Origin of the sequence: Helicobacter felistomachi (assembly GCF_030296895.1) — a bacterium.
In the GTDB taxonomy this organism is placed as follows: domain Bacteria; phylum Campylobacterota; class Campylobacteria; order Campylobacterales; family Helicobacteraceae; genus Helicobacter; species Helicobacter felistomachi.
The window spans coordinates 1005026-1017578 of sequence record NZ_AP028022.1 but is presented as its reverse complement, the minus strand read 5'-3'; the positions used below and the strand labels follow the sequence as shown (position 1 = coordinate 1017578).

At 46.1% G+C, this 12553-nt stretch carries 12 protein-coding genes, 1 tRNA gene and 2 pseudogenes; 13 read left to right on the top strand and 2 right to left on the bottom strand.

All coding sequences use genetic code 11. The features are described from left to right. Positions 1–26: 26 nt before the first annotated feature. The 10 genes and pseudogenes from QUE23_RS05320 (at position 27) to QUE23_RS05275 (ending at position 6718) form a co-directional block, all read left to right on the top strand. The gene (locus QUE23_RS05320; RefSeq protein ID WP_286348066.1) at positions 27–194 is read left to right on the top strand and encodes a PP0621 family protein; all 168 of its coding nucleotides are present in this window, start codon (positions 27–29) and stop codon (positions 192–194) included. Continuing rightward, positions 188–580, top strand: a complete 393-nt coding sequence (locus QUE23_RS05315; protein ID WP_286348065.1) for a hypothetical protein — start codon at positions 188–190, stop codon at positions 578–580. Before QUE23_RS05320 ends, QUE23_RS05315 begins: the two co-directional genes overlap by 7 nt. Before the next feature lie 30 nt (positions 581–610). Further along, positions 611–698: transfer RNA gene (locus tag QUE23_RS05310), tRNA-Ser, on the top strand. Between the two features lie 163 nt (positions 699–861). Further along, positions 862–1566 carry an urease subunit alpha gene (gene ureA, locus QUE23_RS05305; RefSeq protein WP_286348064.1) on the top strand — a complete coding sequence of 235 codons (705 nt, stop codon included), beginning with the start codon at positions 862–864 and terminating at the stop codon, positions 1564–1566. Positions 1567–1580: 14 nt separating this feature from the next. Next, a complete protein-coding gene (ureB, locus tag QUE23_RS05300) occupies positions 1581–3290 on the top strand; it encodes an urease subunit beta (RefSeq protein WP_286348063.1) in 1710 nt (569 codons plus the stop codon). A gap of 155 nt (positions 3291–3445) precedes the next feature. Further along, positions 3446–4033, top strand: coding sequence for an AmiS/UreI family transporter (locus tag QUE23_RS05295; RefSeq protein ID WP_053830446.1), 588 nt, complete (start codon positions 3446–3448; stop codon positions 4031–4033). Positions 4034–4036: 3 nt separating this feature from the next. After that, complete coding sequence (locus QUE23_RS05290) at positions 4037–4570, top strand: urease accessory protein UreE (RefSeq protein ID WP_053830445.1); 534 nt, start codon at positions 4037–4039, stop codon at positions 4568–4570. 7 nt (positions 4571–4577) lie between these two features. Next, positions 4578–5272: pseudogene (locus QUE23_RS05285) on the top strand (urease accessory protein UreF). A 24-nt stretch (positions 5273–5296) separates the two neighbouring features. Further along, a pseudogene (gene ureG / locus QUE23_RS05280) lies at positions 5297–5895 on the top strand (urease accessory protein UreG). A gap of 1 nt (position 5896) precedes the next feature. Further along, positions 5897–6718, top strand: coding sequence for an urease accessory protein UreD (locus tag QUE23_RS05275; RefSeq protein ID WP_286348062.1), 822 nt, complete (start codon positions 5897–5899; stop codon positions 6716–6718). 16 nt (positions 6719–6734) lie between these two features. Here the strand turns inward: QUE23_RS05275 and QUE23_RS05270 are convergent, their stop codons facing one another. Both QUE23_RS05270 and QUE23_RS05265 read right to left on the bottom strand, forming a co-directional pair. After that, positions 6735–8396 (bottom strand): tetratricopeptide repeat protein, encoded by a 1662-nt coding sequence (locus QUE23_RS05270; RefSeq protein ID WP_286348061.1) that lies wholly within the window; start codon positions 8394–8396, stop codon positions 6735–6737. 9 nt (positions 8397–8405) lie between these two features. Next, positions 8406–10094, bottom strand: a complete 1689-nt coding sequence (locus tag QUE23_RS05265; RefSeq protein ID WP_286348060.1) for a DUF262 domain-containing protein — start codon at positions 10092–10094, stop codon at positions 8406–8408. A gap of 465 nt (positions 10095–10559) precedes the next feature. Here QUE23_RS05265 and QUE23_RS05260 point away from each other — a divergent pair, with 465 nt between their 5' ends. The 3 genes from QUE23_RS05260 to QUE23_RS09985 are packed head-to-tail and all read left to right on the top strand — an operon-like array spanning position 10560 to position 12466. Further along, positions 10560–10700, top strand: coding sequence for a hypothetical protein (locus tag QUE23_RS05260; RefSeq protein WP_286348059.1), 141 nt, complete (start codon positions 10560–10562; stop codon positions 10698–10700). A gap of 9 nt (positions 10701–10709) precedes the next feature. Further along, the gene (locus QUE23_RS09990) at positions 10710–11711 is read left to right on the top strand and encodes a cache domain-containing protein (protein WP_353622217.1); all 1002 of its coding nucleotides are present in this window, start codon (positions 10710–10712) and stop codon (positions 11709–11711) included. Beyond that, positions 11696–12466 carry a methyl-accepting chemotaxis protein gene (locus QUE23_RS09985; RefSeq protein WP_353622216.1) on the top strand — a complete coding sequence of 257 codons (771 nt, stop codon included), beginning with the start codon at positions 11696–11698 and terminating at the stop codon, positions 12464–12466. The genes QUE23_RS09990 and QUE23_RS09985 overlap by 16 nt, the downstream gene beginning before the upstream one ends. Positions 12467–12553: the final 87 nt, after the last annotated feature.

Here is a 12553-nt window from a genome sequence, read left to right as displayed (position 1 = left end):
TTAGCCATTGTGGTGGGGCTGTTTTTGTGGCTAAGGCCCAAAATGAAAGTCCAGCCCCCAAGAACGACCCCAACACGGGGCTAGACATGCTCGAGTGCGCCCATTGCAAAACCTATGTTACGCCAGAGGAGGCGGTGTATGCTAAAGGCTGTGTCTATTGCTCTAAGGCGTGTTTAAAGGAGAGTGCATGTTGATTTTCGGGCATCCACAAATTCCCACAAGCCCCTTTGTGCGGGTCAAAGAAACCGAGCAAATCGCCCAAACTTTGGCGAGCGATGTCGTGTATTTTCACGCCACAGATGAGAAAGCCTTTGAGTTGTCCGCCCATTGCACCCAAAACGGGGTGAAATACGCCGTGTGTGTGCGCTCCCCCTTAGAGTGGGCGTTGATGGAAAATTTTAAACCCAGCTATATTTTGGTAGAAAGCGAGCCTAAAACCTACCAAAATTTGGCAGACGACTATTTGAGCGATGCGCGGGTGTTGTGGGTGATTGACGATGAAGAACAAATAGAACAAGCCCTACAAATGAGAATGGACGGCGTGGTGTTTAGGGAGTTTTTGGGGCTTGAGATTTTTTAGGCAAAATGTGCTAGAATAGGCGTTTTTGTTGGAGAGATGTCCGAGTGGTTGAAGGAGCACGCCTGGAACGCGTGTAAGGTGCAAGCCTTCAAGGGTTCGAATCCCTTTCTCTCCGCCATTTTCCCCTCTTTCTATCTTTTTTGTGAATAAGATTAACAAAGAATAAATAATATTATCTTTGGATAACAAAATATTAACAACCATTAGCCAAAAGATACTAAAATCTGCCTCGTTGATAGCTTGCGCTATTCAATAACACCATTTTATACGAGGAGTTTAGGATGAAACTGACACCTAAAGAGTTGGATAAGTTGATGCTCCATTATGCGGGCGAACTAGCCAAACAACGCAAAGCAAAAGGCATTAAGCTAAACTACACCGAAGCTGTAGCACTCATTAGCGCCCATGTCATGGAAGAGGCCCGCGCCGGTAAAAAAAGCGTGGCGGATTTGATGCAAGAAGGCAGGACTTTACTCAAAGCCGATGATGTGATGCCCGGCGTGGCGCATATGATCCACGAAGTGGGGATTGAAGCGGGCTTTCCCGATGGGACAAAATTAGTGACCATCCACACTCCCGTAGAAGCTGGCAGCGACAAGCTTGCTCCCGGTGAAGTGATCCTCAAAAACGAAGACATCACCCTCAACGCCGGCAAACACGCCGTCCAATTAAAAGTCAAAAACAAAGGCGATCGCCCCGTACAAGTGGGTTCACACTTCCACTTCTTTGAAGTGAATAAGCTTTTAGACTTCGATCGCGAAAAAGCCTATGGCAAACGCCTAGACATTGCTTCTGGCACCGCTGTGCGCTTTGAACCTGGGGAAGAAAAAACCGTGGAACTCATCGACATCGGTGGCAATAAACGCATTTATGGTTTCAACGCTCTAGTCGATCGCCAAGCCGATCACGATGGCAAAAAACTCGCCTTAAAACGCGCTAAAGAAAAACACTTTGGCACTATCAACTGCGGTTGCGACAACAAATAAGGAAAGGAAGACCGATGAAAAAAATTTCTCGAAAAGAATATGTTTCTATGTATGGACCCACTACGGGCGATAAAGTGCGCTTGGGCGACACTGACCTGATCCTAGAAGTCGAACATGACTGCACCACTTATGGCGAAGAAATCAAATTCGGGGGCGGGAAAACCATCCGCGATGGGATGGGACAAACCAACAGCCCCAGCAGCCATGAGCTCGATCTTGTCATCACCAACGCGCTGATTGTGGATTACACCGGCATTTACAAAGCCGACATTGGCATTAAAAACGGCAAAATCCACGGGATTGGCAAAGCCGGCAACAAAGACCTACAAGATGGCGTTTGCAACAGGCTCTGCGTAGGACCTGCTACAGAAGCTCTCGCTGCTGAAGGCTTGATTGTTACCGCCGGTGGGATCGACACCCACATCCACTTCATTTCTCCTCAACAAATCCCTACTGCCTTTGCTAGCGGAATCACCACCATGATCGGGGGCGGGACTGGACCTGCAGATGGCACCAACGCCACCACCATCACTCCCGGCCGCTGGAACTTAAAAGAAATGCTCCGCGCTTCTGAAGAATACGCCATGAACCTTGGCTACCTTGGTAAGGGGAATGTGTCTTTTGAACCTGCTCTCATTGACCAGCTAGAAGCCGGCGCGATTGGCTTTAAAATCCACGAAGACTGGGGCAGCACACCCTCAGCCATCAACCACGCTCTAAACATCGCTGACAAATACGATGTGCAAGTGGCGATCCACACCGACACCTTGAATGAAGCCGGCTGTGTGGAAGACACCCTAGAAGCCATCGCTGGACGCACCATCCACACCTTCCACACTGAAGGTGCTGGTGGCGGACACGCTCCCGATGTGATCAAAATGGCGGGCGAATTTAATATCCTTCCTGCCTCCACCAACCCCACCATCCCTTTCACCAAAAACACTGAAGCCGAACACATGGACATGTTGATGGTGTGCCACCACTTGGATAAAAACATCAAAGAAGATGTGGAATTTGCCGACTCTCGTATCCGCCCTCAAACCATTGCGGCTGAAGATAAACTCCACGACATGGGGATTTTCTCCATCACCAGCTCCGACTCTCAAGCCATGGGGCGTGTGGGCGAAGTGATCACCCGCACTTGGCAAACAGCGGACAAAAACAAAAAAGAATTTGGCCGCTTGCCTGAAGAAAAAGGCGACAACGACAACTTCCGCATCAAACGCTATATTTCCAAATACACCATCAACCCCGCCATCACACACGGCATTTCTGAATATGTCGGCTCTGTAGAAGTGGGTAAATACGCGGACTTGGTGCTTTGGAGCCCTGCGTTCTTTGGCATTAAACCCAACATGATCATCAAAGGCGGTTTCATTGCGCTTTCTCAAATGGGCGATGCCAACGCTTCTATCCCCACTCCCCAACCCGTGTACTACCGCGAAATGTTCGGCCACCACGGCAAAGCCAAATTTGACACCAACATCACTTTTGTGTCTCAAGTGGCCTATGAAAACGGCATTAAGCACGAGTTGGGCTTGCAAAGAGTTGTGTTGCCTGTGAAAAACTGCCGCAACATCACCAAAAAAGACCTTAAGTTCAACGATGTCACCGCACACATCGAAGTCAACCCTGAAACCTACAAAGTTAAAGTGGATGGCAACGAAGTTACCTCCCATGCGGCTGACAAATTGAGCCTAGCACAACTCTATAACCTATTCTAGTGCTGCAAAAATGGGGGGAGGATTTGCCCTGCTTTTTAGCGGGGCTTTTGTCGTTTAGGGGGGGTTTGATTTACTTTATTGTTTTATAATGGAGCTTCCTTGGGGTTTTCGTTATAAAACGATAACGCTCTGGTTATTTCACAATAAGGATAGGAATGTTAGGACTCGTGTTATTGTATGTTGCGATCGTGTTGATCAGCAACGGCGTTTGTGGGCTCACAGGCGTGGATGCCAAAAGCAAAGCAGTCATGAACTACTTTGTGGGTGGGCTCTCCATTGTATGTAATGTGGTGGCGATCATTTACTCCACTTTCCACGCCACCCCTATGGTTGAAGGGGCCGAAAATGTACAACAAGTGGCGCACCACCTGATCAACTTCTATGGCCCTGCGACAGGTTTATTATTCGGCTTTACCTACCTTTATGCCGCCATTAACAATACCTTTAATTTGGATTGGAAACCCTATGGTTGGTATTGCTTATTTGTAACCATCAACACCATCCCTGCCGCGATCCTCTCCCACTACTCAGATGTGCTTGATGACCACAAATTCTTGGGTGTCACTGAAGGCGACTGGTGGGCTTTCATTTGGCTCGCTTGGGGTGTGCTCTGGCTTACTGGCTGGATTGAAGAAGTGGCTAAAATTAAACTTGGCAATTTTGTGCCTTGGCTTGCGATTATCGAAGGGATCATCACGGCTTGGATTCCTGCTTGGTTGCTCTTTATCCAGCACTGGGCGTAAAAAATGCACGCTGTGGCTATCTTAGGCAACCTCCACATCACAGCCCCAAATGGGGCTGTGGATTACATTGACCTAGAGTGGTTTGATAGCCAAAAGCGCATGGGGCGTTTTAAGACACGAGGCGGGCAGGAAGTGGTGATGAAGCTAGAAAATCCCCCTAAAGTGGGGCTAGCAGACGGAGACATTTTGATCCAAACCCCCGACACCACCATTGCGATCAATATCTTGCCTACCCAAGTGCTTTACGCCTACGCCTCTAACATGCACGAAGTGGCGCGAATCTGCTATGAAGTGGGTAACCGCCACGCCTCTTTATACTACGGCGAAGAAAATTTGAGTTTTAAAACCCCATTTGAAAAACCCCTACAAGTTTTGTTTGAAAGGCTGGGCGTGGAACATGCGGTTTTAAAGAGCAAATTAGACGCTTCTAAACGCATTTCTGTGAGCGCGCCGCACGCCGACCCTTTAGAGATAGGCACTTTTAGGCCCCTAAAATTCACAGACAGCCAAGACTTACAAATTGTGATCAAAAAATAGGACTCCCATGCACACCGATTTTTTACTGCTCCAAATCAACGATGCCGTGTTTCCCATCGGCTCTTACACCCACTCTTTTGGGCTAGAAACCTATATCCAACACAAAGAAGTCAAAGACAAAGAGAGCGCGCTTGCCTACTTGCAAGCCAACCTAGGCACACAATTTTTATACAGCGATCTCCTCAGTTTAAAACTAAGCTACCAACACGCTTTACAAGGGCTAGAGAGCCAAGACCCCCATTTGGGGCACATTTTAGACATTGAAGAAAGGGTTTGCCTCGCCACCCTCCTTTAGAGCTAAGGAGCGCGAACCAAAAACTTGGCAACCGCTTTTTAAAGACCATTTTACAGCTAGATTTGCCCTTTGTGCGCTTTTTTAGAGCCTACGCTAAGGCGACCACCATCCCCACACACGCCACAGCCTACGGAGTCTTTTGTGCCTGCTTTAACATTGCCCTAGACACCGCCCTCAAGCACTATCTCTACGCCCAAAGCTCTAACATGGTGATCAACTGCGTGAAAACCATCCCTTTAGCCCAAAATGACGGACAGCGCATTTTATTAGCTTTGCAAGAAACTTTTAGCAATTTGCTAGACACTTTAGAAAATCTAGATGAACGCTATTTGTGTGCGGCGAGCATCCAAAACGACATTAAGGCGATGCAACACGAGCATTTATACTCCCGCCTGTATATGTCTTGATCTTAAATTTTACAAAGGACTACCATGGTAAAAATCGGTGTTTGTGGCCCTGTGGGCAGTGGAAAAACGGCTTTGATCGAAGCCTTAACTAGGGCGATGAGCCAAAATTACAGCATTGGGGTGATCACGAATGACATTTACACCAAAGAAGACGCCGAGTTTTTGTGTAAAAACTCTGTGATGCCCCGCGAAAGAATTATTGGTGTAGAAACGGGCGGCTGTCCGCACACGGCGATTAGGGAAGATGCGTCCATGAACCTAGAAGCCGTGGAAGAAATGCATCAACGATTCCCCGACATTCAATTAATGTTTATTGAAAGCGGAGGGGATAATCTCTCCACCACCTTTAACCCCGAGCTGGCTGACTTCACGATCTTTGTGATCGATGTGGCGGAAGGGGATAAAATCCCTAGAAAAGGCGGACCGGGCATCACCCGATCTGATCTACTCATCATCAACAAAATTGACTTAGCCCCCATGTCGGAGCAGATTTGGGCGTGATGGAGCGCGATTCTAAAAAAATGCGTGGGGACAAACCCTTTTTATTCACCAACATTAGAAGCAAGGACGGCTTAGACCAAGTGATCTCTTGGATTCAAAAATACGCGCTTTTAGAAGATTAAAATGGAGCACAAGAGCAGTTACGCCCAAGCCTCACGGCTGAAGCTCAAAACCAAAATGGGGCTCAATGGCAAGTGTGTCATCGCCGACAACTACTTCACCCCACCCTTTAAGCTCATGCCCCCCTTTTACGCTCGAGACAGCCTCGCTGAGATCATGCTCATTGCCGTGAGCCCAGGGATGCTAAAGGGGGATGCGCACGAGATAGACATTGAAGTGGGGCAAGATTGCCAGCTTAAACTCTCTAGCCAAAGTTTTGAAAAAATCCAAGACACGGAAGATGGCTATGCGAGCCGTAAAACCCGCATAGAAGTCAAGCCAAACGCTTTACTAGACTTTAGCCCCCTGCCTATTATCCCCTTTGCTAACGCGCATTTTCAAAACCACAGCCATATCGTGCTTTACGAAAACGCCCAACTGCTTTATAGCGAGATCATCACCGCCGGACGCATCGCGCACGGCGAAGCCTTTGTCTTTAAACGCTTGCACTCCACGCTCAACATCGCTTATTCGCAAGAAAATAGCGTGCACCCCTTGTTTGTAGATAACACGCTTTTAGAGCCCAGCAAAATAGATTTAAAAAACCCATGCATGTTTGGCAACTACACGCATTATTTAAACCTCGTGGCTTTCACCAAGCACCTAGATCAAGACAGCTTGCTCGGCTTTTTAGAAGGCTTTGAAGGCCAAGCAGGGGTAAGCACCCTAGCCTCCAAACTGCCTGAAGGCTATACAAGTTTATGCCTTAAAGCCCTAGCTTGTGGCTCAGAGCCTTTATTGCACTTGCGTAAAAGCATTAGCCAAGAGTTGTTGGGGCGGTTGTGAGTTTTAAGGGCTGGCCCTAGTAGGGGCTAGGGGCGATGTAGTCCATATCCTCCCACTCCCAGTCTTCCTTTCTGCAAGCCTTTTTAAGGTGCTCAAACGCCTTTTGTAAGTCGGGTGTTACGCCTAAACCTTTTTCATACATTTGGCTCAAGCGATGGCAAGCCTTGCCATAAGTTTTCCAGCTGAACCGCAGATTCCCCTCTGGCTGTGCGCTTCTTTGTTGCCATGCCTCAATGATCTCTTTATAATATTCCAAGGCTTTAGCATAGTCCTTATCCACCCCCCTGCCTTCAAAATACATGTCCGCCAGCCCACAACAAGCCTTATAATAATCCTCATCGCCCCTTCTAACTTCTACCGCCTTTTGGTAATACTCTAGGGCTTTTTTCTCATCCTGCTTACACCCTATGCCTCTAGCATACATCTTAGCTACGCGCCCATAAAGGCCCGTGTCGCCTAACTCTATTGCCCTAAGATACAACTCTAGTGTATCGCCTCTCCAATAATCCTCTCCATAGATGTCCCAGCCCAAAGACGCTAGCCGCCTACAAGCCTCCACCCCCACAACTCCCTTGGCTAACTCCACGGCTTTTCTCAAATAGTAAAAGGCCAAATGGGGATGTTTATGCAATTTTGTGCAATGCTCCCAGCAGTCTTTGGCAATTCTAAGACAAATGTTTGCCCTCTCTAGTTTAGTTTTACCCATTTGCATGGCTTTTCTGTAAAACGCAAGGCTACCCGTGGATTCAAGAATAAACCCAAAACCCTCCCGATACATCCTTGCCATATTCAAACAAGCCTCCACAGAGCCCATGTCTATTGCTTTGTTAAAGTATTCTTCGGTTTTTTCTGTATCCATCGGCACGCCCTTAGCATACCAATAAATCTTGCCAAGCTCGTTGTAAGCCTCTGCATTCCCCATCTTCGCGCTCTTTTCATAATACTTTAAGGCTTGGGTGTGGTAAGGCCCATTTCTCACATAACTTGAAAAAAAACCACGCACATACTCATTGCCCATTCTACGCGCATAGATTTCACCCATTTCATAATAGCCCTCCATATCCCCCATCTTTGCGCTCTTTTCATAGCATTCTAGGGCTTCCTCAAAATAATCCTTGCTGTGCGCCTGTGCACCTCTTAGCAAATAAACATCTGCCTTTCTAGGGAAAGTTTGTTTAGAGCCAACACCTCCCACTTTAAAATCTTGCAAGGGCAAGTCGTTAAACAACGCCACCAGTCTTAAAAAGGACTTATGGAAATAAGAACCCTTATAACCCTTCAAGCGGTATTTAGCTTTATCGCCCTCAAAGAGTTTTTTAAAGGCAGGGCAAGCTTGTGCCTCTTTAAGATTTTGCACCCCACAGGTGATGAAAAAATCTCCTACATCTAGATTAAAGCACACATAAAACCCATGTGTGCTGTTTAGTTTAGAAGTGTTGATTAAATCCTTTTGTAAGACAGCTTTAGGGGCAAAAATCAGCGCACAATCCACTTTTTCTATCCCCTGGTGGCTTAAAAGTTTAAGGGGCGTTTGATGCAGCGTACACACCCACCCAATGCTTCTTAAGAGCGTGTTTAACTCTTTGATCATTTCGTATTTTACGCCCCTATTAAAGCTGATCAAGTACCGATTCAAGGTTTCTATTGCTACACTCCCCCAGCTAACCCTTTCGATCATCGCGCCTCCTTAAACGGCGTATTCTTTAAAGAATGCATACAAGCGTTGGTAAATCTCCTCCGTGCGGGCTTTGATGTCCTCTAAAAGCCAATCGCTTTTGGCAAGTTTGGCTAAATCTTGCGCCTCTAAAAACTTGGATTTGGCGTATTTGGGCTTTTTTGCGTCAAAGTAGCCATTGCTCGCCTTGATGTTGAGCGGTTTTTCTAACAAGATTTTATTGCCAATGGACTCGACTAAAGCACTTGCCTTTTTCTTGTCAAGCTTCATGTAATTTGTCTGCCAAGTTTTGGGGAAAATGTGCTCGATTTCTGGCTTTTCGCAAACCTCCACTTTTTGCTCGGGGTATTTTAAATACATGTTGAGCAACAAAAGGGCTTTGGTGAGCCTTTTAGTTTGCGTTGCCTCAAAAAAGGTGCGGAAAGTGTGTTCGCTCCTTTTAGTATAAACCACGCTTTTTAAAATCTCTTGACTCTGGGCTCCAAAGTTGATTGTGCCCGTTTTGTAAAGCGAAGTGTAGGCGTGATAGATCAAGTTTTTAATCTGTCCGGGGTGGCGTGCAATGGTATAAACCAAGAAATGCGCGCATGTCCGCATTAAAACTTCATCCAGCCCTTTTAGATAGTCTTTGCCTTTTTCTAAGCAATAGGCGTAATAAGCCCCGTTTAAAAACTCCCAATACCCATTTTCTAAAGTGAAAAGCACCTCGTAAAACTGATCGGCACGCTGAGAAATCTTAGAATAAACTTCATCGCTATACAAAAATTCCCGCATCTTTTCAAGCTCTTGCATGATAGAGCCGTCTTTGAGTAGGTTGCGGTGCTTACTATAAAAGAAGGGGTGCAGGCCAATCTCGCGGCTTTTCTCTCCATGGCGTGCCCGCAAGACATGCATACAAAGCCTAAAAAGATACTCCACATCGCACTTTTGCTCTAAATCCTGCCACTGCGCAATAAACGCCTCCCTCTCTTTAGGGCTTTTGCCTGAAAAAATCACACTTTTAAAAATATCCGTCTCCGCTAGGACGAGTCCTCTATTATTCAGCGTGTTAAAGACCCTCAAAGCGTATTCTAGGCGTTTGTCATCGTCTTGCCCATTGCACGCCACAGTCAAAACAATGCAAGACTCCAAGACACACAAGCATAAGTCCTCAAAGCGTGTCGGGTCATCTTTAGCAAATTCGTCCAGTTGTGTGCAGAAATAGCGGTAGTTTTTCTCGTAATTTGAGTTGTCCTCGGCTTCGTCTTGCTCTAGTCCGTTTTCTAGGATATTTTGCAAAACTTGGTGCTTGTCATCGCTGATGGCATGGCTGATTAAATGGGGCTTTGCAGAGTCGATTTTGCCTGTTTTGCCACCCACATCCCATAGACAAGAAGCGATTTTATTAACTAAGAACTGCACGCTTTCGTTATTGGTTGCTGTAAGTTTGGTATGCATAGCTTTAAGCAACAACATTAAAGTTGTGGTGCGCTGTTGCCCATCCACGATGTGCATTTTCTCTCCAATGGGGTAATAGACGACCGAACCTAAGAAATAGGGGTTTTGATAGGTAGCTTCACCCCCCTCCCCCTCAAAAAACGCCGTGATGTCTTCCCACAACTTCTCGCAATGTTCCCGCCACACATAACCCCTTTGGTATTCAGGCACCACAAATCTATTTTTAGACAAATAGTCTAAAATATCCATTTGTAAAGTATCCATTCTTAACTTATCACGCCATAAAAACCTCCATTAAAAGATATCCCAAGATTCTAGCACTTCTTTTTTCATGAGACGGCTAATGGGACTAACGGCTTAAAGATCAAGCCCAACACTTAGGCAAACAAGCTAAAAAGTAGCATATCGATGTTTTGCACTTTAAGGGGATTTCAAAGAAGGCTTTGGGGGTGTGCGCGCAACATGGGCAATCTAAATCACCCCGCTTTTGTTTCTATTTTACCAATCTATCAAAACTTGTGGAGCTTTTTAATCTTGAAGTTTGAAAACCCCATAAAATTTTAGTTAACATCTACCCAGCTCTAAGTTTTTTGGAGAAATGGATTTTTGGTATGGCCTCACAGCCCACTTTCTTTCCCTTGATGTCTTTAGGTGCAGAGAAAAAACAGCGCGTTTATCGCGGGCAGTTTTTGTCCTCTAATTTTGAAGAGATTGTTAGGAAAAAAGTTAGTGGCGTGTGGCAAACCGGAAACTTTGGAGGAAATGATGACACACAACACCCAAATTGTGGCAGATTCTTTAGAGATCAGTGGAAGTATCCAAAGCCTTGCTCAAGACATCTTGGATGAAGCCAATCGCGAGAAATTTTGAGAGGCTTATATGCGTTCGTTTTCTTTTTCTTTGGGCAAGCAGATTGTCGCATTATGGACTTTGACCATTGTTTTGATTCTTGTGGTTTTGCTTTTGTTTGTGCATGGCAACAGAGAGGCGATCAAGCGCACAAATGCGTTGGTCAATGTTGATTTTAAACAACTGCTCGGCGATCAGCTCAAGCTGGCGACAGATGCCCTAGCCCACAGCATTTCCCACGCCATTAGAAATGTCCCCGCAGACACGGCAAGAAAGCAAATCATCACCGACTTATTAGATGGGTTTCGCTTTGAGGATGACAAATCGGGCTATTTCTTTGTCTATGATAAGTATAGCCCCTTTTATAATCCAAATATCAAACACAAGTTAGGCATGAGTCTTGAAAATGTGAAAGACAAGAACGGGGTGCTTTACGTCCAAGAACTCTACAAGGGCGCCATGAAAAAAGGGGGTTTTTCGCATTATGTTTTTCCTAAACCTTTGATCGGTGGCGGCACGCGCGATGTAGACAAAATTGCCTACGCCCAAAAAATCGAGGGCGCGCCCAATTGGTGGATCGGCACGGGGGTGTATATGGACAATGTCAACCAGCGCACCCAAACGATCGCCCGCGATATTGAGAACGGCATGCAGCGTAATTTTTATACCTATATCTGCATTGTGGCTCTGTTGCTGTTGTTGGTGGTCGTGCCCACCTATTACATCTTTTACCGCAAAATCACCCGCAACATCAGCACGCTCAACCGCGGTCTAAATGATTTTTTCGCCTTTGTGAACTACAAAGATAAAACTGTCCCGCAAGCGGTGGTGTTACACGCAAGAGACGAATTAGGTCAAATGGCTAACGCCCTGAAGCACAATATAGAAGAAGCGGTTAAACACTTCCAGTCCGATCAGGTTTTTTCTAAAGATGCACTCAAAGTTTTGAATGGGGTACACACGGGGATTTTAAGCAAAACATCCAAGCCAGTGCAGCTAACCCCGAGTTGCAATATTTGGGTAAAAATCTAAACCAATTTGTGCAATTCTTGGACGATATCTTCCACCAAATCAGTGTTGCGATCCAAACTTATTCTAAAAATGATTTTAAAGCGAGGGTGCAGACAGAAGGCTTGCAAGGTGGGTTTTTACAGCTGGCTAAGGACATCAACACTTTGCAACAAAGCATTGTTTCTTCTCTCCAGCATTCTTTAGACATCGCCCACGCCCTAGACAAGGAAACGAACACGCTCAACGACACCACACACCGCTTACAAGACGCGTCTAAACAACAAATGGAGTCTATTGAGCAGACCACCAGCGCGCTCGAACAAATCAACAATTCTATGCAGAATGTCAACGCCAAAAGTTACGAAGTTACAGAACAATCCAAGAGCATCCAAAAAATAGTCGACATCATCAATGAAATCGCCGATCAGATCGGACTCTTGGCCTTGAATGCCGCCATTGAAGCCGCCCGTGCAGGCGAACATGGCCGGGGCTTTGCAGTGGTGGCCGATGAAGTGCGCCAACTTGCCGAACACACACAAAAGTCTTTAAACGAGATTGAAGGCAGCATACAGGCCTTGAGTCAATCGATCAGTGAAGCAACCAGCGCGATCGAGGAGCAGACCGAGAGCATCTCTCAAATCAGCACAGCGATGGAGATTTTAGAAAAAACGATGGCCTACAACACCGAAATCGCCACAACTTCTTTAAACATTAGTAAAAATGTCAAAGAGATTGCGCAAAACATTTTAGACGAGGCCAACAGCAAGAAATTTTAAAGGAATGGCGCGGCCAAATGAAGCCACAAAAATGATCTAAGTAAAAGCGATCTTTCTAGCAAATGCACGGGCAACTGGTGTTGAGAA